Here is a 25856-nt window from a genome sequence, read left to right as displayed (position 1 = left end):
GCCGCCGACGACGGCGACTTCGAGCTGCCGGCGCCGAACGGCTGCGCGCAGTGCGGTTCGCTGTCGCTGAGCCAGGACGGCTACTGCGAGTCCTGCGGCGCGGCCCAGCCGCGCCCGCGCGACCACCAGGAGCGCGAGCTGTCCGGGGTGGCCGCGGTGAGCGACCGCGGGGTGCGCCACCACCGCAACGAGGACGCCTTCGCGGTGGCCGCCACCTCGCTGCCCGGCGGCGAGAACGCGCAGGTCGCGGTGGTCTGCGACGGCGTCTCCTCGGCCTCGCGCCCTGACGAGGCGTCACAGACCGCCGCCGACACGGCCAGCGAGGCGCTGCTGACCGCGCTGGAGCACGGTGTGGAGCCGGAGCCGGCGATGCGCGGGGCGATCCTGACCGCCGCCGAGGCGGTCGCCGAGCTGGGCCGCACCAGCGGTCCGGAGGCCGGGCGCAACTCCCCCGCCTGCACCTTCGTCGGCGCGGTCGCGGCGGGCGGCGTGGTCACCATCGGCTGGGTCGGCGACAGCCGGGCCTACTGGATCCCGGACGACCGGGAGGGCGCCGAGCCCTACCGGCTGACCGAGGACGACTCCTGGGCCGCCGGGATGGTCGCGGCCGGCCTGATGAGCGAGGCCGAGGCCTACGCGGACGCCCGGGCGCACGCGATCACCGGCTGGCTGGGCGCGGACGCCGAGGAGGTCGAGCCGCACACCGTGGCCTTCACCCCGCACGTGCCCGGGGTGCTGGTGATCTGCAGCGACGGGCTGTGGAACTACGCCGAGGCCGCCACCGACCTGGCCGACCTGGTGCGGGTCGACGCCCAGCGGGACCCGCTGCGGGCCGCCCGGGCCATGGTCTCCTTCGCGGTCGGGGCGGGCGGCCACGACAACATCACCGTGGCGGTGCTGCCCGTGCTGCCCGATCCGGCCGGCGGCTACACCGACACGCTGCTGGACCTGCCGGTGATCACCGCCCCCGCCGCCGCGCCGCCGATGCCGCCGGTCCCCCCGGTGCCCCCGCACCCGCCGCTGCCCCTGCCGCCCCGCTGACGACGCTTCCCGGCCATCCCATCCCCTTTCCACGCTTCAGGAGTTCACGGCCATGGCCAGTCTCGCCAAGTCGAACCTGCCCCGCTTCACCACCGACATCTTCCAGAACGAGTACCTCGCCGAGGGCGCCCGCGAGGTCAACGCGATCGTCACCGTGACGGCCACCGGCGGCGGCACCACCGGCGGCCGGCCGCTCGGCGCCGGCGACGCGGGCGGCGACGCGGGCCAGAGCGCCGCCGTGGTGCTGATGGTGGACTGCTCCGGCTCGATGGACTACCCGCCCACCAAGATGCGCAACGCCCGGGACGCCACCGCGGTGGCCATCGACACGGTGCGCGACGGGGTCGCGTTCGCGGTGGTGGCCGGCACCCACGAGGCCAAGGAGGTCTACCCGGGCGACGGCGGCCTGGCGATCGCCTCGCCGGCCACCCGGGAGGCGGCCAAGCAGTCGCTGCGCAAGCTCACCGCCGGCGGCGGCACCGCGATCGGCACCTGGCTGACGCTGGCCGACAAGCTCTTCCTGACCCGCCGCGACTTCGCCATCCGGCACGGCATCCTGCTCACCGACGGCCGCAACGAGCACGAGAAGCCCGAGGACCTGCAGCGGACCCTGGACCGGGTGAGCGGCCACTTCACCGCCGACTGCCGCGGGGTCGGCACCGACTGGGAGATCCCCGAACTGCGCCGGATCTCCTCCGCGCTGCTCGGCACGGTGGACATCGTGGCCGAACCCTCGGGCCTGGCCGACGACTTCCGCTCGATGATGGAGGCCGCGATGGGCAAGCAGGTCGCCGACGTGGCGCTGCGGGTCTGGACCCCGGCCAACGCGAGCGTCAAGTTCGTCAAGCAGGTCGCCCCGAACCTGGAGGACCTCACCGAGCGCCGGGCCGAGGCCGGCCCGCGGGCCGGCGACTACCCGACCGGCTCGTGGGGAGACGAGAGCCGCGACTACCACGTCTGCGTGGAGGTCCCGACGGCCGCGGTCGGCAACGAGATGCTGGCCGCCCGGATCTCGCTGGTGCTGCCGCAGGCCGGCGGTACCGCCGAGGTGCTCACCCAGGGCCTGGTCAAGGCGGTCTGGACCGACGACCTGGCCTCCTCCACCAAGATCAGCCCGCAGGTCGCCCACTACACCGGCCAGGCCGAGCTCGCCGACGCCATCCAGGAAGGCCTGGAGGCCCACCGGGCCGGCGACCTGGACCGCGCCACCTCCAAGCTCGGCGCGGCCGTCCGCCTCGCCCACCAGACCGGCAACGAGGGCACCTTCAAGCTGCTCCAGAAGGTGGTCGACGTGGTGGACGCCAAGGAGGGCACGGTCAAGTTCCGCAAGGACGTCAGCGAGGCCGACTCGATGACCCTGGAGACCCGCTCGACGAAGACGGTCCGGGTGGCCGGCAAGAAGCGCCCGGAGTGAGCGCGGCGGGCGCGCACCGGCGCGCACCGGGCATGAACGGCTTCGATCCGGCGTTCACCGCTTCACCACTCATCGGTATCGTGGTGCGCTGACATGACCTGCTGCCGCTACCTGCCGGACCTGCTGAGATGTGGGGGACTTGATGCCGATCTGCCCTAGGGGCCATGAGTCGCAAGCCGAGGACTGGTGCGATTTCTGTGGCTTCCCGATGAACCCGGCCTCCGGCTCGGTGCCGGGCGGGGCGGCCGGTGGGGCACCCTACTCGGCGCCGCCGATGCCGCAGATGCCGCCCGGTCCGCCGCCGGGCACGGCCGGGGGCTACCCGGCGGGGGCCACCGAGGCCCTGGTCAGCTGCCCGATCTGCCAGACCCCGCAGACCGGCCGGTACTGCGAGGAGTGCGGCTACGACTACGAGCTGGCCGCGTCCGCCCCGCAGCAGCCTCAGCCTCAGCAGCAGGCGCCGGGCGGCTACGGCTACCCGCCGATCGGCCAGCCTCCCCAGCCGCAGGGCGGCTACGGCTACCCGCCGCAGGAGCCGTCGGCCCCCCAGCCCTACCCGTCGTCGAACGGCAACGGCTACCCCGAGAACAACTACCCGGGCCAGGCCTACCCCGACCAGGGCTACCAGCAGCAGCCCGAGCAGCAGGCTCCCCCGCAGCAGCAGTCGATGGAGTACCCGACCTCGTTCGCGCTGACCCCGCCGGCCGCCCCGCACCAGCAGCAGTCGCGCACCACCTGGGTGGCCGTGGTCGCCGCGGACCGCGAGTACTTCACCGACATGATGGCGCGCAGCGGCCCGGAGGCCTCCGGGCTGTTCTTCCCGCCGTACTGCCCCGAGCGCCGGATCCCGATCACCGGCCGCGGCCAGCTGCGGATCGGCCGGCGCAGCCAGCACAAGGGCACCGTCCCGGAGATCGACCTCTCAGTGCCACCGGAGGACCCGGGCGCCTCCCACCAGCACGCGCTTCTCGCCGAACAGCCGGACGGCAGCTGGGTCCTGGTCGACCAGGACTCGACCAACGGCACCACCGTCAACGGCGGCCCGGACCCGATCGCCCCGCACACCGCCATCCCGCTGACCGAGGGCGACCGGATCCACATCGGCGCCTGGACCACGATCACCCTGATCCGGGCGTAGGTCCGCTCCTGTCCGCCGCTGTCCCACCAGGGTGTGGGACGGCGGCGGATCGCTGGTCGGTGCCAGCTGCTCTCAGGCGGCGACACCCGTAGGTCGCCGGAGTACTGGTCCGGCTGCCGAGAGCAGGAGGCGGGGGGGGGGCCCCCCCGGGGGGGGGGGCCCCCCCCCGGGGGGGGGGGGCCCCCCCACCGCCGTCACGACCGGAGAGCCGATCAGCTCCGGGTCGCCAGGACCTGGCTGGAGCCGTCGGGCATCCCCGCGATGGCCGCCCGCTGAGCGGGGAAGGTGCTCGACCCGTACGGCCCCTGGACGGCGGCGAAGCCGCTCCAGTTGCCGTTGGCGAGGCGGATGTCGTGGTAGACGTTGCCGTCATTGCCGATCGCCAGCACCTGCGAGGAGCCGTTCGGCATCCCCGCGATCGCCACCGCGCTCGCGGCCATGTTCGGCGAGCCGGCGCTGGGCAGCGGGGCGAAGCCACTCCAACTGCCGTTGGCGAAGCGGATCTCGTGGTAGACGTTGCCGTCGTTACCGATCGCCAGCACCTGCGAGGACCCGTCCGGCATCCCCGCGATGCCCGCCTTGCGCGCCGACATGTTCGGCGAGCCGGCGCTGGGCAGCGGGGCGAAGCCACTCCAACTGCCGTTGGCGAAACGGATCTCGTGATAGACGTTGCCGTCGTTACCGATCGCCAGCACCTGCGAGGACCCGTCCGGCATCCCCGCGATCGCCACCGCCCTGGCCGACATGTTCGGCGAGCCCACACCGGGCAGCGGGGCGAAGCCACTCCAACTGCCGTTGGCGAAGCGGATCTCGTGGTAGACGTTGCCGTCGTTACCGATCGCCAGCACCTGCGAGGACCCGTCCGGCATCCCCGCGATGCCCGCCTTGCGCGCCGACATGTTCGGCGATCCCACACCGCTCAGGGGCGCGAAGCCGCTCAGCCTGCCGCCGGCGGACCGAATCGCGTGGTAGAGGTTCCCGTCCGTGCCGACGCCCAGTTCCTGTGAGGTGCCGTCCGGCATCCCGGTGATCGCTGCCTCGGAACCCTTGAACACGCCGACCCCGCCGACACCCGACATGGGGGTGAAGCCGGGCCAGTTACCGGAGCTCGTCCGGACGCCGAGGAAGAACTCGGAGGACTGGGACGGCGGCACGCTGGTGACCGACACGTCGAGGTAGTCCTCGTCGATCCCGATCGAGTAGCCGCCGTAGGTCTGGTTCGCGGACGGCGAGGCGTACTGGTGGACGCGCTGGTGGTTGGCCCAGTAACCGGCCGGAATGGCCGGGTCGTTGACGTCGGCCGTGCCGTTCCAGTTCGCGTCGAACACCACGTCGGGCATGGTGTAGGCGCTGTTTCCGGCGTTGGCGACCAGGTCCTTCATGCCGGAGTTGGAGCTGCTGTAGACGCCGGAGTTGAAACCGTAGGCGTGCAGCTCGTTGGTCCAGGCGGTGAGGAAGGCGAGCACCGAACCGGTGTACGTCGACTGGTAGCTCTCCATGTCGTAGTACAGCACGCTGCCCGGGGCGAAACCGAGCGTCGTGGCCTGCTGCACCGCGTCGTCCGCGGCGCTGGCGCCCTGGTACGCCGGGTTGGTGATGCCGGCGGCCTGCACGCCGACGTACAGCGGCATGAAGTGCCAGCCGCTGCTCTGCTCCTGCTGGACCCAGGAGGCCGTCAGGTTGGACTGGCCGCAGGTGCGCTGCGAGCCGCCGATGTAGATGCCGATCGCCCGGTACGGGGAGGCGGACATCCAGGCGCTCATGGCGTCGGTGCTCGGCGCGTCGCAGGCGTCGAAGCCCTGACCGGCGTAGCTGGTGGCGGAGGCCGGTACGGTCGCGGCGGCGGCCGAGGCCGAAGCCGTGGCGGTCCTGGGCGCGGCCATCAGCTTCCTGGGGGCGGCGGCCGCGGCAGGCGGGCCACTCGGTGCCGCGGTGGGCAGTCCGGCAGCGGCGATGATCTGACGGACCGACGGCTGGTCGGTGCCGTACGCACCGGTCACCCGAACCGTGGTGTCGGCCGCGTCGATCTCATGGCCGATCGCGTTGATCCTCGTTCCGACCGGCGTACCGCTGGCCACGGGTTCGACGAGCAGGGCCTCGGTGCGGCCGATCAGATGCGGCGGGCAGTTCTGCTCGGTGCCCGGATGCCCGAGGTAGACGGCGTGCTGGTCGAACCGGACGCAGGCGTGCGGATCGGCCGTCAGATCCACCACGGTCCATGCGGTGGGAACGTGGAACACGTGGTTCAGGTAGGACACGGCCTTGGTGTCCGAGGCTCCGGAGGCGGCCTGTGCTGATCCGACGGCGGTCAGCGACGCGACGAGCGCGGCCGTCGTGGCGACCGCGTAGCGGCGTCGTCTAGTAGTGAGGCGGGAGTTCACCCGGGTCTCTCCTGATGATGGTGACGGTCGGCCCGCCGGGGATGCGGCAGGCCGGCGGACGTCACCGGCACAGCTGCCGGCGACTGCTACGGACTGGCAGACCGACCATCCGATCGGAACGTCGGCGTGCCAGCCACTCGGGATGCTAGTGCGACGCTCGGACAAGTCCTGATGGCACCCGGCGAATTGGCGTGCCCGAGCGGCCTTGGCGGGTGCCGGCGGAGGGCGCGCGGCAAGATCGGCCGGACCGGAGCTAGTTGTTCTGACCCGTGAGGTCGCGGGAGCGGCCCTCCTCCAGGACGCGGTAGCCGACCGCGGTGTAGAGGGACATCGCGGCCTCGTTGCCGCCGAAGACGTTGAGCATCAGGACCTGGTCGCCGCTGGCCCGGGTGACCTGCTCGCCGATGGCCATGGCCGAGCGGCCGTGGCCCCGGCCGCGGAACTCCGGGTGCACCAGCAGCGAGAAGCCGAAGGTGACTCCGGGGAGGTGGTGGTGGTGCAGCCAACCGGTGCCGATCGACTCGCCGTCGGCCTCGAGCACCAGGAGGGTGTTGTCGGGGGTGGAGACGCCTTCGGGGAGCAGCGTGCGGTAGTCCTCTTCGGCCTTCTGCCGGGCCTGCTCGGGCGTCCGGGCGCCGGCCTGCACCATCTCGGCGGCGTAGCGCTCCTGTCCGGCGGCCAGCCAGGCCGGGTACTCGGCTTCCGTCATCGGCCGGTGCGTCACCCCGGCGGGCGGCTCGGCCGGGGTGGTGACGACCTTGATCCGGGTCTGGGCGCGGACCGGGTAGTCGGCGAAGAGCTCGTCCGGTGCGGCCAGCCGCACGCCCACCCGCCCGGCCCCGTGCTCCGCGCACCAGCGGCGCGCCCAGGTGTGGGCTGCGCGGCGGTGGCTGCCCTGGGCGTCGTGGTCGGCGTCGGTCCACAGTTCGCCGATCCGGCCGGCGGTGCTGCCCTGCTGCTCAGTGAGGCTGACGACGACCTGCCCGATCCGGCGGCCGTCCTCGTCGAGGATCGCCGCCGCCGTCCATTCGTCGCCCTGCTCGATGACCGAGGTGGCGAATTCGGCCGCCGCCGGCTCCGGCAGGCCGGTCGCCCGGTAGGCGTCGATCAGGCGCTGCCGGTAGGCGGGCTCCCAGTCGGAGGATGCGGCGAGGAGGGCGAAGTCCGTCATCCGGGCAGGATAGGGAGATCATCTCCCCGTCTGTCCAATGGTTTTCGCGCTTCCGCTCGGGCAGGGTGTATCCGCCGGCCCGTTGCGCCCGTAGGGTCTGGCGTCATGACAACTGCTATATCCGCTGACGGGATCCGGAAGCGGTACGGGGATGTCCAGGCTGTCGACGGAGTATCACTCACCGTCGAGACTGGCGAGTTCTTCGGTCTGCTCGGGCCCAACGGCGCCGGCAAGACCACCACATTGGAGATCCTGGAAGGGATCCGTGAGGCCGACGAGGGCCGCATCGAGCTGCTGGGGCTGGCGCCCTGGCCGCGCAATCCGAAGCTGCTGCCCCGGATCGGGGTGCAGTTCCAGGCCTCCGCCTTCTTCGACAAGCTGACGGCGCGGGAGACCATCCGCACCTTCGCCTCCTTCTACGGGGTCGGGGCCCGGCGCGCGGACGCCTGGCTGGATCGGGTCGGCCTGACCGATTCGGCTGCCGTGCGCACCGACAAGATGTCCGGCGGCCAGGCCCAACGGCTCTCGATCGCCTGCGCTCTGGTGCACGACCCGGAGCTGGTCTTCCTGGACGAGCCGACCACGGGCCTGGACCCGCAGGCCCGGCGCAACCTCTGGGACCTGCTGCGGGACATCAACGCCGAAGGACGCACGGTCGTGCTGACGACCCACTACCTGGACGAGGCCGAACTGCTCTGCGACCGGGTGGCGGTGATGGACCACGGAAAGGTGCTGCAGACCGGCGCCCCAGCCGCGCTGGTACGCGAGCTGGACGACACCGTGCGGATCAGCGTGGAGTCCGGGCTGATCCCGATCGAGACGGCGCGCGAGCTGCTGACCGCCGCCGGGGCCGAGATCGCCGCGCTGGAGGACAACGGGGTGCTGCTCTCGCTCTCCACCCGGGCGCCGGCCCCGGTGCTCTCGGTGCTGGCGGAGCAGGGCGCGCTGCGCGGCCTGGAAGTCCGCGGCGCGACCCTGGAAGACGTCTTCCTGCACCTGACCGGACGGGAGTACCGCGCATGAGCGCTGTAGAGAAGGAACGGGCGAGCGCCTTCGTCGGCCTCTCCCGGGTGATGCTGCTGACCTTCCTGCGGGACCGCACCGCGCTCTTCTTCACGCTGCTGATGCCGCTGATGTTCCTGGTGCTGTTCGGCTTCCTCTTCAAGGGCGCCACCTCGCCGCACCTCAAGATCGCCCAAGTCGGCCCGGTGGCGGTGCTGGACTCGGCCACCGGGGAGGGCCGGGTCAGCATCGACAAGGCGCTGACGATCACTCAGGTCCCTGACGAGCAGACGGCGTTGACCAAGGTCAAGAAGGGTGACTACGACGCGCTGATCGAGCAGGGCCCGGGCGGTCAGGTGATCGTCCGCTACAGCGCCTCCGACACGGTCAAGGTCGGCGGCGTGACGGGCGTGCTCAACGGCCTGGTGCAGCAGGCCAACCAGGCCGCCACCCACCAGGACCCCGCCTACACCATGGTGGCCGGCCAGGTGGAGGACCAGAGCCTCAAGCCGATCCAGTACCTCACCCCCGGCCTGCTGGGCTGGGCGATCGCCACCGGGGCGATCTTCGGGGCCTCGCTCAGCCTGGTCAACTGGCGCAAGAAGCGGATCCTGCGGCGGCTGCGGCTGGCGCCGGTCAGCATCGGCGCGATCGTCGGCTCCCGGATCCTGGTCACCTGCGTGGTGGCGCTGGTACAGACCGCGATCTTCCTGGCGGTGGCCACCACGCCGGCCTTCGGCCTCAAGCTGACCGGCAACTGGCCGCTGGTGCTCCCGCTGGTGCTCTGCGCCACGCTGGCGTTCATGTCGATCGGGCTGGTCACCGGCGCCATCGCGAAGACCGAGGAGGCGGCCAACGGCATCAACCAGGTGATCATCCTGCCGATGTCCTTCCTCTCCGGCGCCTTCTTCCCGCTGGACAACTCTCCGCAGTGGCTGCAGCAGCTGTCCAAGATCTTCCCGCTGCACTACCTGGTCACCTCCGCGCAGACGGTGCTCAGCCGCGGCGGCGGCCTGATGGACGTGCTGCCGCAGATGGGCGGGCTGCTGGCGTTCGCGGCGGTGCTCGGCCTGATCGCCTGGCGGATCTTCGACTGGGAGGACGCGTAGCGGAGCCCGTAGTCGTCCCTTAGCCGGGGCCGGGAGCCTAGGGCCTGTCGTCCCCTTCTGCTCGGCGACGACAGGACCTAGGACGAAGGTCTGTTTCCCGGCCCCGGTGGCAGTCTGCGACCATGGTCAGGTGACTGAGATCGGGCGGGACGAGACTCGCGAGGAGAGCTTCTTCGAGGCGGTCGGCGGCGAGGCCGCCTTCCGCCGGCTGGTGCACCACTTCTACCAGGGGGTGGCCGGGGACGAGGTGCTGCGTCCGATGTACCCCGAGGCGGACCTGGCCGGCGCGGAGGAGCGCCTGGTGCTCTTCCTGATGCAGTACTGGGGTGGCCCGCGCACCTACAGCGAGCAGCGCGGCCACCCGCGGCTGCGGATGCGGCACGCCCCGTTCAAGGTCGACCAGGCCGCGCACGACGCCTGGCTGCGGCACATGCGGGCGGCGGTGGACGAACTCCATCTCCAGCCGGCCGCCGAGCAGCAGTTGTGGGACTACCTGACCTACGCGGCCGCCTCGATGGTCAACGCGCACTGACGTCCATCGACGCCCACTGACAGCCCGCTGCCCTCTCGGGCAGACATACCAGGATTCGGACGTTCGTTCCAGCAACACCCTTCCCATGGACTTCGTGGTCTGACAGCATCGCCCGGTATTCGGACGGTTCGGGGGAGGGTCGGCGTCCATGGGCTTTGTCCTACGCAGGCTGCGCAGCCGCTGGGCGCTGGCCACGGCCGCAGCGCTGACCGTGCTGCTGACCGCCACCGTGCTCTGCGCGCTGAACGCCTTCGAGGCCGGGATCGGGGACGCCGGGGTCCGCCGGGCGCTGAGCGTCCAGGATCAGAGCGCCACCACCGTCCAGGTCGGCTCCGACAGCATCGACGCGAGCAAGCGGACGGCTGCCGACCAGCAGGTCCGGGCGCTGGCGGGGCGGATCTTCGGCCCGCTGCCCAGCACCGTCCGCGAGGTGGCCCGCAGCCACGCCTACGCGCTGCCGGCCGGCGGCAGCACCACCGGCCCGGGCAGCACCAGCCCAGGCGGCACGGGCCCAGGCAGCACCGGCTCGGGCAGCACCTCGACCGGAGCCGACCCCGATCTGACGCTGCTCGCCACGCTGGACCCGACCGAGGTCACGGTCAGCGCGGGCCGCCTGCCGCAGCCCGTCGCCGACGCCGGCGCTCCGGTTCAGGTGGCCGTGCCCGACCTCGCGCTCAGCCGGCTCGGCCTGCGTCCGGCGGACCTGCCGGCCACGCTGCGGCTGGTCGACCGGTTCGACGGCTCCGCGCTGGACGTGCTGGTCACCGGCAGCTACCACGCCACCGACGCGACCACCCCGTACTGGCAGCTGGACCCGCTCGCCGGACGTGGCCTGAAGGTCAACGGCTTCACCACCTACGGCCCGCTGCTGGTCGCCGACTCCGCCTTCAGCAGCGGTCGGATCACCGAGCAGGGCGTCAACTGGCTGATCAGCGCCGACTTCTCACGGGCCCAGGCGAGCCAGCTGGACGCCCTGCGGGACCGGACGAGCAGTCAGCTGACCGACTTTCAGCAGCGCATCGGCCTCACCAGCAGCAGCGGGCTGCCGAACGCCCTGGACGCGCTGCACAACGACCTGCTGGTGGCCACCTCCACCCTGGTGATCGGCGCGCTGCAGCTGACCGTGCTGGCGATCGCCGCCCTGGTCCTGGTGACCCGGCTGCTGACCGAGCGGCAGGCCGCCGAGGACGCGCTGCTCACCGCGCGCGGCGCCGCCTGGCACCGGATCGCCCGGCTGACCGCGCTGGAGGCGGCCTTGCTCGCGCTGCCCGCCGCCGCGCTCGCCCCGCTGCTCACGCCGCCGCTGCTGCGCCTGCTCGGCCGCTACGGCGCGCTCGCCCGCACCGGCGTGCGGCCGAGCGGCGAGCTGTCACTCGACTCCTGGCTGATCGCGCTCGCGGTCGCCGCCGGCGCGGTGCTGGTGGTGCTGGTGCCCACCGCGCTCCGGGCGGCCGGCCCGGTGCTGCAGCGGCGGGCCGGACGGCGCCGGCAGCTCGTCTCGGGCCTGGCCAGGTCCGGTGTGGACCTCGCGCTGCTCGTGCTGGCCGTGCTCGCCTACCTGCAACTCGCGCACTACGGCTCGGCGGCCGGCGCCGGCGTCTCGGCCACCGCCGCCGGCGCCGCGACCACCGGCGGCGGGGCGCTGTCGGCGGACGCCACCGGCCGGCTCGGCCTGGACCCGATCCTGGTCACCGCACCCACCCTGGCGCTGTGCGCCGGCACGGTGCTGGCGCTGCGCCTGCTGCCACTGGCCGCCCGGCTCGGCGAGCGCTGGGCGAGCCGGGGCCGCGGGCTGCCGGGCGCGCTGGCCGGCTGGCAGTTCGCCCGCCGGCCGCGGCGCAACGCCGGCCCGGTGCTGCTGCTGGTCTTCGCGGTCTCGATGGGCCTGCTCGCGCTCGGCCAGGCCGCCTCGCTCACCGCCTCGCAGCGTGACCAGGCCGACTTCACCACCGTCGACGGCCTGAAGGTGACGGATCTCGCGGTACCGGCCGTCGGCCAGGGCGGGGTGCTCGCGGCGCTGCCCGGCGGCAGCCGGTTCCTGCCCGTCAACCGGCAGCCGCTGCCGCTGCAGAGCGGCCGGATCGGCCAGTTGCTGGCCGTCGACAGCAAGGACGCGGCCACCTCGGTCCGGCTGCGCCAGGACCTGACCGGCGGGCGGACGCCGGCCCAGCTGTTCGGCCCGCTGACCTCCACCGACCCGAAGACCGGACCGGGCGCCAGTCCGAGCACCGGATCGGGCGCCGACCCGAGCAGCGGACAGAGCACCGGACCGGGCGCCGGGATCACGCTGCCGGGCGAGCCGACCCGGCTCGACCTCGACGTGTCGGTACGGACCGGCGACGCTCACTGGACCCCGCCGCCCGGCGCGCCGCCGGGCCTGTTCGTGCCGCCCGTCGACGCGACCACAGCCACCCCCACGCTGCGGCTGGAACTGCGCGACCGGTTCGGGGTCGCCTTCGAGGCGATCGTCCCCAACCTGCCCTACCAGGGCGACGGAACCGTCTCGGCCGACCTCGGCGCCCTCTTCGCCGCCCCGGCGGGCCGCCCCGCCTACCCGCTCACGCTGACCGGCTTCCAGCTGACCAACAGCGTATCGACCGGCGCCGAACAGCAGTTGACGATCCATCAGCTCAGATCCGTGGACGCCCCCGGCGCGGCCGGCGTACCGGCGCCCCGCCTCGGCGGACTGCACTGGCGGGTGACGGACTACGACACCACCGCGGGCGCGCCGCCCGGCCAACCGACCCTGGCCCCGGACAACGGCCAGGACCTGCTCGGTCTGACGTACACCTCGAAGGGCGCCGGCGACACCCAGCAGGTCACCGTGGACGGGCCGGGCGGTTCGTTCCCCGGCACCATCGCCGCCGCCGCGACCAAGGACTTCATGGACGCCACCGGCGCCAAGCTCGGCCAGCACGTCCCGGTGCAGGCCGGCACCGCGAGCCTGGACGTCAGGATCACCGAGGTGGTCCCCGCGCTGCCCACCGTCGGCAGCGACAGCGGCGGCCCGACCACCGCGCTGATGGTCGACCTGGCCACCATGGACCGGGCGTTGGCCGGCGCCGGCGGCCAGCCGGTCGGCCCGAACGAGTGGTGGCTGCCGAGTACCGGCCCCGACGACCCGGTGCCCGCCCAGGCCGCCGCCAAGCTGCGGGCCGGCACCGTCCCGGCGCAACTGGAGCTGGACGACCAGCAGTTGGCCACGATGCGCGACGACCCGCTGAGCGCCGCCCCGCAGAGCGCGCTGCTGGCGCTGACCGTCGCCGCCGCCGTACTGGCCGCGATCGGGTTCGCGGCGGCCGCGGTGGGTGCCGCCGGCGAGCGGGCCGGCGAGTTCGCCGTGCTGCGCGCGCTCGGCGCCCGGCACCGGCAGTTGGCCAGAACCGCCGCCGCTGAGCAGGGGATCCTGATCGCGCTCGGGCTCGGGGTGGGCGCACTGCTCGGCACGGTGCTGGTCCACCTGGTGGTGCCGCACACGGTGCTCACCCCGGCCGCGCACCGCCCGATGCCGCCGGTGCTGGTGGTGCTGCCGCTCGGGCAGGCCCTGGTGCTGCTGGCGGCGGTCGCCGCGCTGCCCGTCCTGCTCACCGTCCAACGGGTGCTGCGGCCGGCCCGAGGCGCCGACACCGTCGCCCGCCTGCGCCTCTCGGAGGAGATGTGAGCGCCCGCCCGCTGGCCCCTTGGGTGCGGACCCGGCTGCGGACCAGCCGCGCCGCCGCGCTGCTGCTGACCGTGCTGGTGCTCGGCAGCACCTTCCTGGCCGCGGCGCTCCCGCGCACGCTGGACCGGGACTCCGACCGTGCGGTCAGCAAGTTGCTGACCGACGCCGCGCCGACCGCCCGCAGCCTGACGGCCACGGTCGGCAGCGACCAGACCAGTGGCGGCCTCGGCAACCCGGGCGGCGCCTCCGGTTACACCCAACGCGTGCTGGACCTGGTCGCGCACGGGCTGCACGACGAGATCACCCAGCCGCTGGCCCCCTCCCCCGGCGAGCAGACCTACGGTGCGCGCACCACCGTCCCGCGCGACCTGACCGACCCCGGGTTGCCCAGCCCCGACGCCGTCCCGCCGTCGATGAACCTGGTCACCCCGCACGACCAGAGTGCCCATGTCCGGCTGCTGGCCGGCCGGCTGCCGGACACGGTCGACGCCGGAGCCGACGGCAACCTCCGCTTCGAGATCGCGCTGGCCAAGCCGACCGCCGACCTGCTGCACGTCGGTGTCGGCAGCGTCCTGGACACCGGTCGCACCACCAGTTTCACGGGGTCGCCGGTGATCAACGGCCCACGGTCGCAGCGCCAGGCCGTGGTGGTCGGCGTCTTCGAGGCGAACGATCCGAACGAGGCGTTCTGGTCCCCGCTGCCCTGCCTGACCGGTCCCTGCCTGGCCAGCACCCCGACCATGCCGCCCGCCCACTACTGGCAGGTCAACGCGCTGGTCGGCGCCGGCGCACTGCCACAACTGCCGGTCTGGGGCGGCCGGGCCGAGCTCTTCTGGCAGCTGCCGATCGATCCGCGTCACCTGCACGGCTACCAGCTCGGCCAGGCGCAGCGCCTGGTCGGCTCGATGCTGGACGGCCCGCTGGTCACGCAACTGGACGCGGCCGCCGGCGTCCCCGGCCTGCGCCCAGAGTCCAGCCTGCCCACCCTGCTGGAGCAGGCCCAGCAGGAGCGCGCCGCAGCCGCCCCGCTCTACGCGATCGGCCCGCTCGGCGCGGCCGGGGTCGCGGTGGTGGTGCTGCTGCTGGCGGCCGGGCTCGCGGTGGACCGCCGGCAGGCCGAGTTGGCACTGCTGCGTGCCCGGGGCGGCTCGCTGCCGGCGATCGGTGGGCGGCTGCTCGCCGAGACGGCGGTGCCGGTGCTGCCCGCCACCCTGCTCGGCACCGCCCTGGCGCTGGTGCTGCTGCCCACGCCCCGCTGGACGGCCGCGGTGCTGCTCGGCGTGCTGACCGGCCTGGCCGGACTGCTGCCGTTCCCGGTACGGGCGGTGGCGCTGCTGCGGGCCACCGGGCCACGGGCCAAGGACCGTCGGACGCCCGCGCCGGCCAGGACCGGTCGGCGTTCCCGGTTCGCCCGGCCGCTTGGCGAACCGGGGCGACTGGTGGCGGAGTTGGCCGCGCTGGCGCTGGCCGCCGGCGCGGTGCTGGCGGTGCGACGGCGCGGGGTGGCCCCGCCCGGCAGCTCGCTCGACCTGCTGCTGAGCGCGGCGCCGGTGCTGCTGGCGGTCGCCGCGACGGTGCTGCTGGCCCGGCTCTTCCCGCTGCTTCTCGCGCCCGGGGCGCGGCTGGCGGCCCGGGGGCGCGGGGCCGTCGGCTTCCTCGGACTGGCCAGGGCCACCCGCGGTGGTGGCACGGGCGGCGGCCTCGGCGGCTCCCTCGGCGGCTCCGGAACACGGCAGCGGCAGGCCCCCACCGTGCTGCCGCTGATGGCGCTGCTACTCGCGGTCACCACCGCCGGCTTCGGGGTCACCGTGCTGGACTCCAGCTCCGCGGCGCGCCAGCTGGCGGTCCGTCAGCTGGTCGGGGGCGACGCCCGGGTGATGGCGAGCGATCTCGGCACCCTGCCGGCGGGCTTCCCGGCGGCCGCGGCCAAGCTGCCCGGGGTGCGGGCCGGCACCTCGGTGGTGGTCGACCAGACCGCCGCGCTCACCACCAGCAGCGGCGACGACATGGCGGGGGCGATGCTGGTCATGGTCGATCCGCAGGGGTACGCCGCGCTGTCGAGGCAGGTGGGCTACGGGCAGTTCGATCCGGCGGTGCTGGACGGGTCGTCAGGTGGGGCCTCGGGTGGGTCAGGCGCGTCGTCGGGCGGGTCAGGCGCGTCGTCGGGGGACTCGTCGGACGGCTCGGACGGCCTGGTCCCGGCGCTGATCAGCGACAACGTCGCGAGCGCGCTGCACGGTGGCAGCGGCGGCATCGAACTCCCGTCGCCGTACGGGGAACTGCGGATCAAGCCGGTCGGTGCCTTCCATCGCACCCCCGCGATGCCGGACCCCGCCGAGCGCGCGGTGATCGTCGTCTCCAGCGCGGCCGTCGTGCGTCAACTGCCCAGGTCGGCACCGCTGCTGGCGGCACCCACCGAGTGGTTCGGCAGCGGCGGCGGGATCAGCGGCGCCGCGCTGCGCGGGCTGCTGGCCGGCGAGCTGCCGGCGGCCGGGATCGACGCCGGCCAGGCGGGCCGGCTGAACCAGGCCAACCAGCTGTTCAGCGTCGCCACCGCGCAGGACTACGCCAACGGGCTGAGCGACAGCCCGTTGCAGCACGCGGCCGCGCGGCTGTTCTGGACAGCCGTGTTCGCCGCCGCCGGGTACAGCGCGCTCGCGCTGCTGCTCACCCTGCTCCGCGCGGCACCCGAACGGGCCGCGCTGCTCGCCCGGTTGCGCACCATGGGCCTGCGCCCGGGCCAGGGGCTGGCGCTGATCCTGATCGAATCGCTGCCGCAGACCCTGCTCGCCGCGATCGCCGGGGCCGCGGTGAGCTGGCTGACCGTGCCGCTGCTCGGCTCGGCGGTGAACCTGACGGCCATGGTCGGCACCAGCGTGCCCGGCGGCCTGCGGCCGGCACTGGCCCCGGTGGCCTGGCAGGCGCTGATCCTGGCAGCGCTGTCCTGCGCGGTGGTGGTCGCGGAGACGCTGCTCGCCGGGCGGCGGCAGATCAATACCGAGTTGAGAGCGGGTGACCAGCGGTGAGCGATGGGACGAAGCGGGTGGCCGGCGGTGCCGAAGCCGAGGTCAGCTTCGAGGAGTTGCAACGGCGGGTGCGGACCGCCAAGGCCGCCCCCGGCTACGGGCACGACTCCGTGATCGCCTGCGACCGGCTGGTGCGGATCTTCACCGCCGAACGGGTCGAGGTGCAGGCGTTGCAGGGCCTGGACCTGCTGGTGGGCAAGGGCGACCTGGTCGCGCTGGTCGGCGCCTCCGGCAGCGGCAAGTCCACCCTGCTCAACATCCTGGCCGGACTCGACGTCCCGTCGGCCGGTTCGGCCAGCGTGGCCGGCTGCGACCTGCTGAACATGACGGCCAAGGAGCGCCTGCGCTACCGCCGCGAGGTGGTCGGCTTCGTCTGGCAGCAGACCGCACGCAACCTGATGCCGTTCCTGACCGCCGCCCAGAACGTCGCGCTGCCCATGCAGTTGAACGGCGAGCACTGGAAGGCGGGCCTGGCCGGACGCCGCTCCGCCCGGGCGCGCGAACTGCTCGACGCGCTCGGCATCGGCCGGTTGGCCGACCGGCGACCCGCCCAGCTCTCCGGTGGCGAGCAGCAGCGGGTGGCCATCGCCGTCGCGATGGCCAACAACCCCTCGGTGGTACTCGCCGACGAGCCGACCGGCGAGCTGGACTCGGAGACCGCCGCCGGGATCTTCGAGGCGTTCCGCACGGTCAACCGCGAACTCGGCGCCACCGTGGTGATCGTGACGCACGACCCGATGGTGGCCGGCGAGGTCCGGCGCACCGTCGCGATCCGGGACGGGCGGACCAGCTCCGAGGTGCTGCGTCAGACGCTCACCGACGAGGAGGGACGCGAGACGGTCAGCGAGCGGGAGTACGTGATGCTGGACCGCACCGGGCGGGTCCAGCTGCCGCGCGAGTTCCTGACCGCGCTGGGGATGGAGCACCGGGTCGCGGTCGACCTGGCCGCCGACCACATCGCGGTGCGGCCGGACGACCGGGAGGCCGGCTGAGCGGCCGGGCCCGTGCTGGGGTGCGTCAGGCGCGGCCGGTGTGGTGCGTCAGGCCAGCGGGGTGAGCCCCAGGCCCGCACCCGGGGCGGCGGCGGCCCGCAGGGCGACGGTGCCGTGCGGGGCGGTCAGCCGCAACCAGCCACCCGCGCGGTGCGCCGTCAGCGGTGCGCCCGGGTGCAGGAAGCCGATCCGGTAGGCGGCGTGGGCCGCGCGCAGCGGCAGCGCCGGGAGCGCGGTCAGCGGGCGGGCCCAGATCTCGTCGGCGATGCCGTCCAGCACCGCGCGGGTGCGGTGGTGCTCCGGCACCTGGGCCGTGCGCTCCTTGAACTCGCCGACCGCGGCGAGCAGTTGCGGGAGCACCTGGTCCGCGCCGACCGCGCCGAGCAGCCGCCAGCCGCCGCGCGGCGGCAGCAGACCCGCCCAGGCGGGCCCGGTCACCGGCGGCGGCACGGCGAGCGCGCCGTGCTCCTCGTCCACGCCGTCCAGCAGCTGACCCGCCGAGACCGTGAGGTCGACGGCCGGGCCGACGAACGGATCGGCGGACAGATCGGCGGACCGAACCAGACGTGCGGTGCGCAGCGCCAGGACCCCCGCGCTGCCGAGCGGCAACCGCCCGTACACGGCCAGCACACCGGCGCCCGAGCCCTCGCCCGTTCCCGTGCCCTCACCCGTTCCCGTCTCGTCCGGGGTCGCCTGCAGCCGGACCGCCGCCGCGCGGTCGAACCGCAGCAGCCGGGCCAGGAACGCGCCGAGGTCGGCCGCCTCGCGGGGGTCGGCCAGCACGAACCGGGCGGTACTGATCACGGGTGCGCTCACACTTCGTTCGTCGTCGGGGTTCGTCGTTCGCTCGAGGTGGTCAGGCCGCCGCGGGCACCTTCTCGGCCCGCTTCGCCGCGCTCCGCTCGACGACGTCCGACGCGTCCATGAAGCGGCTGAGGAACTCCCGCTCCACCGGGCTGATCCGGCGCGGGCGGGCGTTCTTCAGGTCGTACGGGACCACGACCGTGGACGCCCGGACGTACACCGTCTCGGTGCCGTCCTCCGCGATGTCCTTCACCTCGTAGCGGACGGTGAGCGAGGCCCCGCCGATCCGGGTCACCCAGGTCTCGATGGTCACCGGCGTCGGGCGGTGCACCAGCGGGAGCTTGTAGTCGATCTCGTGCCGCGCCACCACGGAGCCGCCCGCGAACTCGCCCGCCCCGGCCTCGGCGGCCTGGGTGAACATGAAGTCGATCCGAGCCTCCTCCAGGTAGCGCAGGAAGACCACGTTGTTGACATGGCCGAAGGCGTCCATGTCGGACCACCGCAGCGGGCAGGCGTAGATGTGGCGAGCCACGAACGTCTCTCCTTCTTCCACTCATTCGATCGGCCCGGCCGGATGCCGCAGGGGCACCCGGCCGGGCCGCTGGGCCGCCGGGCCCGGTCAGCCGTGGGCCGCGTGTTGACGGACCAGCGGGCGCTGACGGATCGTCAGCCGCGCGTCAGCTTCTTGTAGGTCGCGCGGTGCGGGCGGGCCGCATCGGCACCCAGGCGTTCGATCTTGTTCTTCTCGTAGGACTCGAAGTTGCCCTCGAACCAGAACCACTTGCTGTCACCCTCGTAGGCGAGGATGTGGGTGGCCACTCGGTCCAGGAACCAGCGGTCGTGGGAGATGACCACAGCGGCGCCCGGGAACTCCAGCAGCGCGTTCTCCAGCGAGGAGAGGGTCTCGACGTCGAGGTCGTTGGTGGGCTCGTCGAGGAGCAGCAGGTTGCCGCCCTGCTTGAGGGTGAGCGCCAGGTTCAGGCGGTTGCGCTCACCACCGGAGAGCACCCCGGCCGGCTTCTGCTGGTCCGGGCCCTTGAAGCCGAACGCCGAGACGTAGGCGCGGGACGGCATCTCGACCTGGCCGACGTTGATCCAGTCGAGACCGTCGGAGACGACCTCCCACAGGGTCTTCTTCGGGTCGATGTTGGCGCGGCTCTGGTCGACGTAGCTGATCTTGACGGTCTCGCCGACCTTGACGCTGCCGGAGTCCGGGTTCTCCAGGCCCTGCAGCATCTTGAAGAGCGTGGTCTTGCCGGCACCGTTGGGGCCGATCACGCCGACGATGCCGTTGCGCGGCAGGGTGAAGCTGAGGTCGTCGATCAGCACCTTCTCACCGAAGGCCTTGTTGAGCTTGTCCACCTCGACCACGATGCTGCCCAGACGCGGGCCCGGCGGGATCTGGATCTCCTCGAAGTCCAGCTTCCGCATCTTGTCGGCCTCGGCCGCCATCTCCTCGTACCGGGCGAGGCGGGCCTTGGACTTGGCCTGGCGGCCCTTGGCGTTGGAGCGGACCCACTCCAGCTCTTCCTTGAGCCGCTTGGCGCGCTTGGCGTCCTTCTGGCCCTCGACCTTGAGACGCGACTGCTTGGTCTCCAGGTAGGTGGAGTAGTTGCCCTCGTACGGGTAGGCGCGGCCGCGGTCGAGCTCCAGGATCCACTGGGCGACGTGGTCGAGGAAGTACCGGTCGTGGGTGACCGCGACGACGGTGCCGGCGTACTTGGCCAGGTGCTGCTCCAGCCAGTTCACCGACTCGGCGTCCAGGTGGTTGGTGGGCTCGTCGAGGAGCAGCAGGTCGGGCGCCTCGAGCAGCAGCTTGCAGAGCGCGACGCGGCGGCGCTCACCACCGGAGAGGCTGGTGACCGGCCAGTCGCCGGGCGGGCAGCCCAGCGCGTCCATGGCCTGCTCCAGCTGCGCTTCGAGGTCCCAGGCGTTGGCGTGGTCGAGCTCCTCCTGGAGCTTGCCCATCTCGTCCAGCAGCGCGTCCGAGTAGTCGGTCGCCATCAGCTCGGCGATCTCGTTGAACCGGTCGAGCTTGCCCTTGACCTCCTTGACGCCGTCCTCGACGTTCTCCAGGACCGTCTTGGACTCGTCCAGCGGCGGCTCCTGCAGCAGCATGCCCACGCTGAATCCGGGCGACAGGAACGCGTCACCATTGGAGGGCTGCTCCAGGCCGGCCATCATCTTCAGCACGGTGGACTTGCCGGCGCCGTTGGGGCCGACGACGCCGATCTTCGCTCCGGGGAGGAAGCTGAGCGTCACGTCGTCAAGGATGACCTTGTCGCCGTGCGCCTTGCGCACCTTGCGCATGGTGTAGATGTATTCCGCCACGTGAGATCGCTCCGGCGTCGTCGAGGAGTGTTTCAGGCTGTCAGCGTTCCATTGTGCCGCACCCCGGCTCCCATCCCGAACCTGCGGGGGCCCGGGCAGGCCGGGGACGGGGCCGAGGACGAGGGCAGGGCCGGGGACGAGCGCAGCCGCACGGCGGGAGGGCGGGCGAACGCCAGTGGCCCGGCCCCGGGGTCGGGGCCAGGCCACTTCGTCTTCTTCTCACAGCCGCTCAACAGCCTTCTACAGCTGCGTCAGGCTTTCCTGGTCACCCGGTCGGGCCCCAGGCTGCCCGATCAGGCAGCGGTGCGGCTGTGGCGACCACGGCGACGCATCATGAACACCGAGCCACCACCGAGCAGCACCAGCGCACCGGCGATGCTCGCGATCAGCGGGGTCGAGCCGCCACCACCGGTGAACGCCAGGCTCTTGCCACCCGTGCTGCTCGGGCTGGCCGAGACACTCGGCACCACCGGGGCGGCGGAGCTGCTCGGCTTGGCACTCGGGGTCGCCGGGGCGGTGGGAGTGGCCGACGTGCTCGGGGACGAGGACGGGGTGGTCACGGTCCAGCCGGCCTTGGCGGCGGCGCTGACCGTGTCGGTCTGGCTGCCGGCGAGGATCAGGGTCTGGCTGTGGTGATCGGGGGTGTAGTTGAGGCTGCGGAACGCCCGACCGCTCTGCACCTGGGCCGAGGTGGAGGCGGTGATGGTCGCCGAACCGGCGGCCGCACCGGCCGGAGCCTTCACGAAGAGCTTGTCGCCGTTCTTCGCAGGCTTGGTCAGCTTGCCGGTCTTGTCCGACAGGACGTTGCCGGTGGCGTCCGTGATGACCACGCCGGCCGCGCTGGAGGCGGAGTCGAGCTGGGCGGCGACGGAGTCACCCGTGCTCGCGACCGTGATCGGCCCGAGCAGCGCACCGGGCGCACCGTTGACAGCCGCCGGGCTCAGGGTGAGCGACGGGGTCGGCTGCTGCACGTCGGTCGCGTGGCTGATGAGGTAGGTCGCCAGCGCCGCGGCCGTGGCGTCGGTCGGGACCGCCTTGAGGTGGTCCGAGTAGGTCCAGATGGCAGCCTGGGTGCCGGCCGCGGCCTGGTCCGCCGAGAGCGTCGCGCCGCCGACGTCCTTGCTCAGCGTGGCGAGGTCGCTCACCTGCGGGTAGGAGTTCTGCAGGATCCAGTTGACCTTGCCGGCGTCGGGGTTGGTCCCGAGCGAGATGCCGGACCAGTCGCTCTCCTGGTACTTGGCGCTCTGCTGCGTCTCGTTGTGGATGTCGATGCAGTAGGTGTCGAACTCGGTACCGTCGGCCGCCTTGAGGACGATCAGGCCACCGCCGGCGATCCAGTCGCTGTCGTTGATCTTGATGTGGCCGCCGGCCTTCAGGCCGTCCTGAAGCGTGGCGACGGCCCCCGAACCGCCGGTGCCGCCGTCCGCGACAGCCGCCCCCGCCAGTGCGAACCCGCCGCCGACCAGCATGCTCGACGCGAGCATGACAGAAGCGAAGCGGGAGATACCCCGCCGTTGCATGTGGTACATGAATGACCCCTCCGGGCAGGGCCGCGCCCATGACGGCCCGCCGCGCATTGCCGCGCTTGTGGCGCTGCCGCACTTGTCTGAACCAGACGCATCATATTGAGAACCGCAGGCGTGCAAACCACAGGACCTACAGAAGTCGCTTCTGTATCGGAATTGTTATCAAGCCGGTTGCCAACGCGTCATCCTGACGCGGTGCCAGCTATTTCGTCACTTTATCGACTCTCTGACCTGCCGCCGTCGGTCTCCCATTGCACAGTCGGTGACGAGAAGTGTCACCGAAGTGTCGGCGAAGAGTTGGCGAAGGCTCAACTAACGGTCAGCGGGCGAGACCCCTTTGCCCGACTCCACTACTCCCGATTCCCATACCCCGCAGGCCCTTTCCACGCCCACGCCTACGGCCACGCCTGTGTCCTGAGCAGGCCCGTACTGTCACGATGCCAACCCCCGACCGGCCCCCGACCAGCGCCCAGCCGGTGACCGCCAGCGACTGCCCCTTCGACCAGCTTCGACCATCTCCGGCCGCCGGGGCGCCCGACCCGACGCCAGGTCAGGCCACGCGCCCCGCTCCGCCCACGGCCGCGCGCCCAGCTCGGTCACACCGTCACCACCTCGCCCTCCGCCCCGACCGACGGAGCCTCCGCTCCGGCTGACGCTCCGCCTGCCGCGCACCCTCCCCTGGTCGACCGCGGCGCCACCGCACCCCGCGCTGCTCGGGGCGCCCGCGTGGCGCGCGCCGCCGGGGAGCCAGGCACCCCCTCTCCCCCGACGTCACCCGCCGCTGCACCCGCCTCGATCGCCATCGGCCGCCGAGGCGACCCGACCGCCACCTCGCGCACCCCGGGAGCCTCGCCGGCCACCGCAGCGGCCATCAACTCGCCAGCCCCAGCAGCGCCTCCGGCACCACCCGTGCCATCCGCCTCCGCCGCCCGCGTGGCGCGGTGCTCGCGGATCGCCTTCACGATCCACTCCGGCACCGCCTCTCCTGCCGACGTCACCTCCGAACGACCACGAACCGCCCAGCGGAACGCCGACGTACCCCGGCCGAGATCGTGCCCCACCGCCCGGGCGTCGATGTCCACAACGCTCCGCCGCTTGCCGTCGTCCTCCCATTCCCTGATCCGCAGCCGCCCGCACACCACCACCGGATCACCCTTGCTGAGCGAACTGACCACATTCGTCGCCAACCAGCGCCAGGCCGTCACGCTGACCCAGTTGGTCTCGCCGTCGACCCACTCACCGCGCGCCCGGTCGTAGCGCCGCTCGGTGGCCGCGAGCCGGAAGTTGGCCGTCGGCACCCCGGCGGCCGTCTGCCCGTAGTTCACCGCCGAGGCGACATTTCCGATCATCGTCACCAGAGTCTCGTTCACGACACACCCTCCGCATTTCTCGTATTTCTCCCGTACCGGAGAATCGGTCGGCTGATGACGATGATGTCCCGTTTCATGGACATCGGCCCACGGTGGGATATTTCTGTGGATAACCAGCCCCTGTGGATAACTTTGCCAGGGTTTGGCCATCCCATATTCACGGCCGATAGTCATTACATTCTGCGTGCATGACAAGAGGGCGGCTCACCTGCGCCCCATGCCCCCTGAACGAGTGGCAGCAGGGACGCTCTGTCCACGTCATCCGACCGGACGAACCGAAATCCCGCCCCCGTCCCACCCTTCCTGAACCGTCACGTTCCCGGCACACCCCGCTACCAGCACGGCAGGTCCATAACGGGTGAGGAGACATCGCCGTAACGACTGCACAACGTCCGACGGGAACCCACCCCGCAATGCTGCACCCCGCCCCGCTACCTGCGATTATCAGACCGCTCTCGCAAGGCCGACACAACCCACCCCCTCGGTGGAAAGCCAAGCAAGGCAGCCTTACCCCCTTATCCTGTCCCCGACAGGGCAGGGCGCCACCAACCCCACCCAGGGATTAGGCACCGAACGCCCACCAGCCCCACCCCGGGCCAACGCCCGCCCCGCCCCCGTAGCTCAGCGGATAGAGCAGGTGCCTTCTAAGCACTTGGCCGCAGGTTCGAGTCCTGCCGGGGGCACCACCGCGCCCCGCCGATCCGAGCCGGATCGGCGGGGCGTTTTCGCAGGTCAGAGCACGACCGTGCGGCAACCTTGTCTATGGTGACCAGGGACTTCTAATCGAACTCCTGTCCGATTGGTTGCGACTGGCGGCGGCGTTTCCGGCTGTCCACGGCACATTCGCGGACGCGTGGCGGCAACGATCCGCCGTGGCCCGGGCCAGTCAGGGGCTACCCGGCGCCCCGTTCGGGCCTGCGACCTCCCAATGGAGGTTGCTCTCGATCCGGCGCCGGTACTCCGCCAGCTGCCCGTCGATGCACAGGGCGTAGCTCCGGAGCAGAACCTCGACGCTGTTCCCTGCCCAGGCGGCCACCTCGGCCGGTGGGATCCCGGCGTTCAGCCATTCCGTCAGCCGGGTGTGCCTGAGGTCGTACACCCGCTTCGCCATCGGAGAGGCCGCCTCCTCGGCGGTCAGGAGCTGGTCCCGGGCCCGGTGCCAAGCACGCCGACATACGGACCCGGCCAGCACTCCGCCTCCCTCCCCTTGGAAGAGCAGGTCACCAGTCTTCAGCTTCTCGTCCTCGATGTGCTGGAGCAGGATGCCACCGAGCAGGGGCGAGCACGGCACCGGCCGCACCTGCCCCTCCTCGCGCCCCTTCAGGTGCCGGCGGTCGTGCCGCGTCCCGGAGTCGGTCCAGCGGCGGCCCACTTCCGGCGTTGCCACGTGCACCAACAGTTCGCCCCATGCTCCTTCTTGCAGAGCCAGGTCACTCACCCGCAGGGCCACGGCCTCTTCCGGCCGCGTCCCGGCGTAGCGCACCGTCGCGAAGAACGGGTGGAGCCGGCTGCCACCGCGCGGACGATTGCGGATCCAGGCGAACAACTGGGCGGTCTTGTCCGGACCGATCAGCGATCGCTTGTCGACCGCATCGCTGGTCTTCACGGCCTTGGCCCGCGGTTCGCTCGACTGCTGCATCGGATTGGCCGTCAGCACCTTGGAGCGGACCGTGTAGTCCAGCGCGTTCGTCGGGATCCGACGACTCCGACTCAGGGACGACGCGGCGGCCCGCTTCCCGTCGAGCTTGGTGGTGATCGCAGTGATCACCAGGGCAAAGCGGGCGCTGTCCTCGATGTCGCCGGCCGGGAGACTGTGCTGCTGAATCCAGCGCAGGATCCGCTTGTTCTCTTGCGATGTCTGGTCCTGGTGTTCCTTGTTGAACGCCCACTCAAGGACGAAGGTGGCAGTCGAACCGGTCCGGAAGATCCCCGGACAGGCCGTCACGGCCCAGCGTGTTCCCCAGGTCAAAGCCGATGGTTGCTCGCCGTTCGTCCGGGCTCCCCGCTGCTCGATGATCCGGGGCGGAACCCGTCAAGCCCGCACCGCTCGCCACCGCTTCCGATTCGCCCCGCGCGCGGGCCCGCTGACGCTCGGCGGTCAGCTCCCGGCAGTCGGGGCAGTGCCCGCGTCCACCGGAGGCGGCGAACGCCGCTGCCCACGGACGACGTCCGACCGCCTGACCGCGCCCGTAGGACGGTGCGGCGTTGAGACGGCCCCCCTGCCCGCACGTCACGCTTGTTCTCGCCCCAGTACGCCAGGCGCCGCGAGATCGTGGCGGTCGAAACCCCAGGGCCGCGATGGCCTTGATGCTCTGGCCATCGCGGTACAAGCCCACCACCATGGTGCGGTCGAGTTCT

The 25856-nt window shown here is 72.4% G+C and carries 16 protein-coding genes, 1 tRNA gene and 1 pseudogene; 10 read left to right on the top strand and 8 right to left on the bottom strand.

From position 1 onward, the window contains the following. Positions 1 to 75: 75 nt before the first annotated feature. From P3T41_RS07215 to P3T41_RS07205, 3 genes and pseudogenes are all read left to right on the top strand, one after another. Positions 76 to 903, top strand: a pseudogene (locus P3T41_RS07215) (PP2C family serine/threonine-protein phosphatase); the annotation flags it as partial. Positions 904 to 1093: 190 nt separating this feature from the next. Next, complete coding sequence (locus P3T41_RS07210; RefSeq protein WP_280688749.1) at positions 1094 to 2455, top strand: VWA domain-containing protein; 1362 nt, start codon at positions 1094 to 1096, stop codon at positions 2453 to 2455. A 208-nt stretch (positions 2456 to 2663) separates the two neighbouring features. Then, the gene (locus P3T41_RS07205; protein WP_280688748.1) at positions 2664 to 3593 is read left to right on the top strand and encodes an FHA domain-containing protein; all 930 of its coding nucleotides are present in this window, start codon (positions 2664 to 2666) and stop codon (positions 3591 to 3593) included. 212 nt (positions 3594 to 3805) lie between these two features. Here P3T41_RS07205 and P3T41_RS07200 read toward each other — a convergent pair whose 3' ends face one another. Further along, a complete protein-coding gene (locus P3T41_RS07200; RefSeq protein ID WP_280688747.1) occupies positions 3806 to 5974 on the bottom strand; it encodes a glycoside hydrolase domain-containing protein in 2169 nt (722 codons plus the stop codon). A 253-nt stretch (positions 5975 to 6227) separates the two neighbouring features. Next, complete coding sequence (locus P3T41_RS07195) at positions 6228 to 7145, bottom strand: GNAT family N-acetyltransferase (protein WP_280688746.1); 918 nt, start codon at positions 7143 to 7145, stop codon at positions 6228 to 6230. A gap of 105 nt (positions 7146 to 7250) precedes the next feature. Here P3T41_RS07195 and P3T41_RS07190 point away from each other — a divergent pair, with 105 nt between their 5' ends. The 6 genes from P3T41_RS07190 to P3T41_RS07165 all read left to right on the top strand — a co-directional run bounded on the left by P3T41_RS07190 (position 7251) and on the right by P3T41_RS07165 (position 17467). Next, positions 7251 to 8168 carry an ABC transporter ATP-binding protein gene (locus tag P3T41_RS07190; protein ID WP_280688745.1) on the top strand — a complete coding sequence of 306 codons (918 nt, stop codon included), beginning with the start codon at positions 7251 to 7253 and terminating at the stop codon, positions 8166 to 8168. Further along, a complete protein-coding gene (locus P3T41_RS07185) occupies positions 8165 to 9256 on the top strand; it encodes an ABC transporter permease (RefSeq protein ID WP_280688744.1) in 1092 nt (363 codons plus the stop codon). Before P3T41_RS07190 ends, P3T41_RS07185 begins: the two co-directional genes overlap by 4 nt. A gap of 130 nt (positions 9257 to 9386) precedes the next feature. Next, complete coding sequence (locus tag P3T41_RS07180) at positions 9387 to 9788, top strand: globin (protein WP_280688743.1); 402 nt, start codon at positions 9387 to 9389, stop codon at positions 9786 to 9788. 148 nt (positions 9789 to 9936) lie between these two features. Then, positions 9937 to 13449 (top strand): FtsX-like permease family protein, encoded by a 3513-nt coding sequence (locus P3T41_RS07175; RefSeq protein WP_280688742.1) that lies wholly within the window; start codon positions 9937 to 9939, stop codon positions 13447 to 13449. Continuing rightward, positions 13446 to 16475: an ABC transporter permease gene (locus P3T41_RS07170; protein WP_280688741.1), complete on the top strand. Its 3030-nt coding sequence runs from the start codon at positions 13446 to 13448 to the stop codon at positions 16473 to 16475. Before P3T41_RS07175 ends, P3T41_RS07170 begins: the two co-directional genes overlap by 4 nt. A gap of 68 nt (positions 16476 to 16543) precedes the next feature. Further along, positions 16544 to 17467 carry an ABC transporter ATP-binding protein gene (locus P3T41_RS07165; protein WP_280689036.1) on the top strand — a complete coding sequence of 308 codons (924 nt, stop codon included), beginning with the start codon at positions 16544 to 16546 and terminating at the stop codon, positions 17465 to 17467. Between the two features lie 48 nt (positions 17468 to 17515). Here P3T41_RS07165 and P3T41_RS07160 read toward each other — a convergent pair whose 3' ends face one another. The 5 genes from P3T41_RS07160 to ssb all read right to left on the bottom strand — a co-directional run bounded on the left by P3T41_RS07160 (position 17516) and on the right by ssb (position 23672). Continuing rightward, the gene (locus P3T41_RS07160; protein WP_280688740.1) at positions 17516 to 18271 is read right to left on the bottom strand and encodes a hypothetical protein; all 756 of its coding nucleotides are present in this window, start codon (positions 18269 to 18271) and stop codon (positions 17516 to 17518) included. A gap of 52 nt (positions 18272 to 18323) precedes the next feature. Further along, entirely contained in the window at positions 18324 to 18803 is a 480-nt protein-coding gene (locus P3T41_RS07155; protein ID WP_280688739.1) for a thioesterase family protein, read from the bottom strand. Between the two features lie 134 nt (positions 18804 to 18937). After that, positions 18938 to 20602: an energy-dependent translational throttle protein EttA gene (gene ettA / locus P3T41_RS07150; RefSeq protein WP_280688738.1), complete on the bottom strand. Its 1665-nt coding sequence runs from the start codon at positions 20600 to 20602 to the stop codon at positions 18938 to 18940. Positions 20603 to 20895: 293 nt separating this feature from the next. Next, positions 20896 to 22086 (bottom strand): thioester domain-containing protein, encoded by a 1191-nt coding sequence (locus P3T41_RS07145; protein WP_280688737.1) that lies wholly within the window; start codon positions 22084 to 22086, stop codon positions 20896 to 20898. Between the two features lie 638 nt (positions 22087 to 22724). Next, the gene (gene ssb, locus P3T41_RS07140) at positions 22725 to 23672 is read right to left on the bottom strand and encodes a single-stranded DNA-binding protein (protein ID WP_280688736.1); all 948 of its coding nucleotides are present in this window, start codon (positions 23670 to 23672) and stop codon (positions 22725 to 22727) included. Between the two features lie 436 nt (positions 23673 to 24108). On the opposite strand from ssb, the gene P3T41_RS07135 reads away from it, so the two are divergent. After that, positions 24109 to 24184 (top strand) — tRNA-Arg (locus P3T41_RS07135). A gap of 200 nt (positions 24185 to 24384) precedes the next feature. Here P3T41_RS07135 and P3T41_RS07130 read toward each other — a convergent pair. Then, positions 24385 to 25443, bottom strand: a complete 1059-nt coding sequence (locus tag P3T41_RS07130) for a site-specific integrase (protein ID WP_280688735.1) — start codon at positions 25441 to 25443, stop codon at positions 24385 to 24387. Between the last annotated feature and the right edge of the window lie 413 nt (positions 25444 to 25856).

This window comes from Kitasatospora sp. GAS204B (assembly GCF_029892155.1).
Lineage (GTDB): Bacteria > Actinomycetota > Actinomycetes > Streptomycetales > Streptomycetaceae > Kitasatospora.
The sequence above is the reverse complement of the archived record's forward strand: the minus strand, read 5'-3'. Positions and strand labels throughout refer to the sequence as shown.

What these genes read in the sequence shown, in the direction of transcription:
- P3T41_RS07175 (WP_280688742.1), top strand. Translation starts at nt 9,937, where the DNA reads ATGGGCTTTGTCCTACGCAGGCTGCGCAGCCGCTGGGCGCTGGCCACG.
- P3T41_RS07145 (WP_280688737.1), bottom strand. Translation starts at nt 22,086, where the DNA reads ATGCTCGCGTCGAGCATGCTGGTCGGCGGCGGGTTCGCACTGGCGGGG.
- ssb (WP_280688736.1), bottom strand. Translation starts at nt 23,672, where the DNA reads ATGACTATCGGCCGTGAATATGGGATGGCCAAACCCTGGCAAAGTTAT.
- P3T41_RS07210 (WP_280688749.1), top strand. Translation starts at nt 1,094, where the DNA reads ATGGCCAGTCTCGCCAAGTCGAACCTGCCCCGCTTCACCACCGACATC.
- P3T41_RS07185 (WP_280688744.1), top strand. Translation starts at nt 8,165, where the DNA reads ATGAGCGCTGTAGAGAAGGAACGGGCGAGCGCCTTCGTCGGCCTCTCC.
- P3T41_RS07205 (WP_280688748.1), top strand. Translation starts at nt 2,664, where the DNA reads ATGAACCCGGCCTCCGGCTCGGTGCCGGGCGGGGCGGCCGGTGGGGCA.
- P3T41_RS07190 (WP_280688745.1), top strand. Translation starts at nt 7,251, where the DNA reads ATGACAACTGCTATATCCGCTGACGGGATCCGGAAGCGGTACGGGGAT.
- P3T41_RS07195 (WP_280688746.1), bottom strand. Translation starts at nt 7,145, where the DNA reads ATGACGGACTTCGCCCTCCTCGCCGCATCCTCCGACTGGGAGCCCGCC.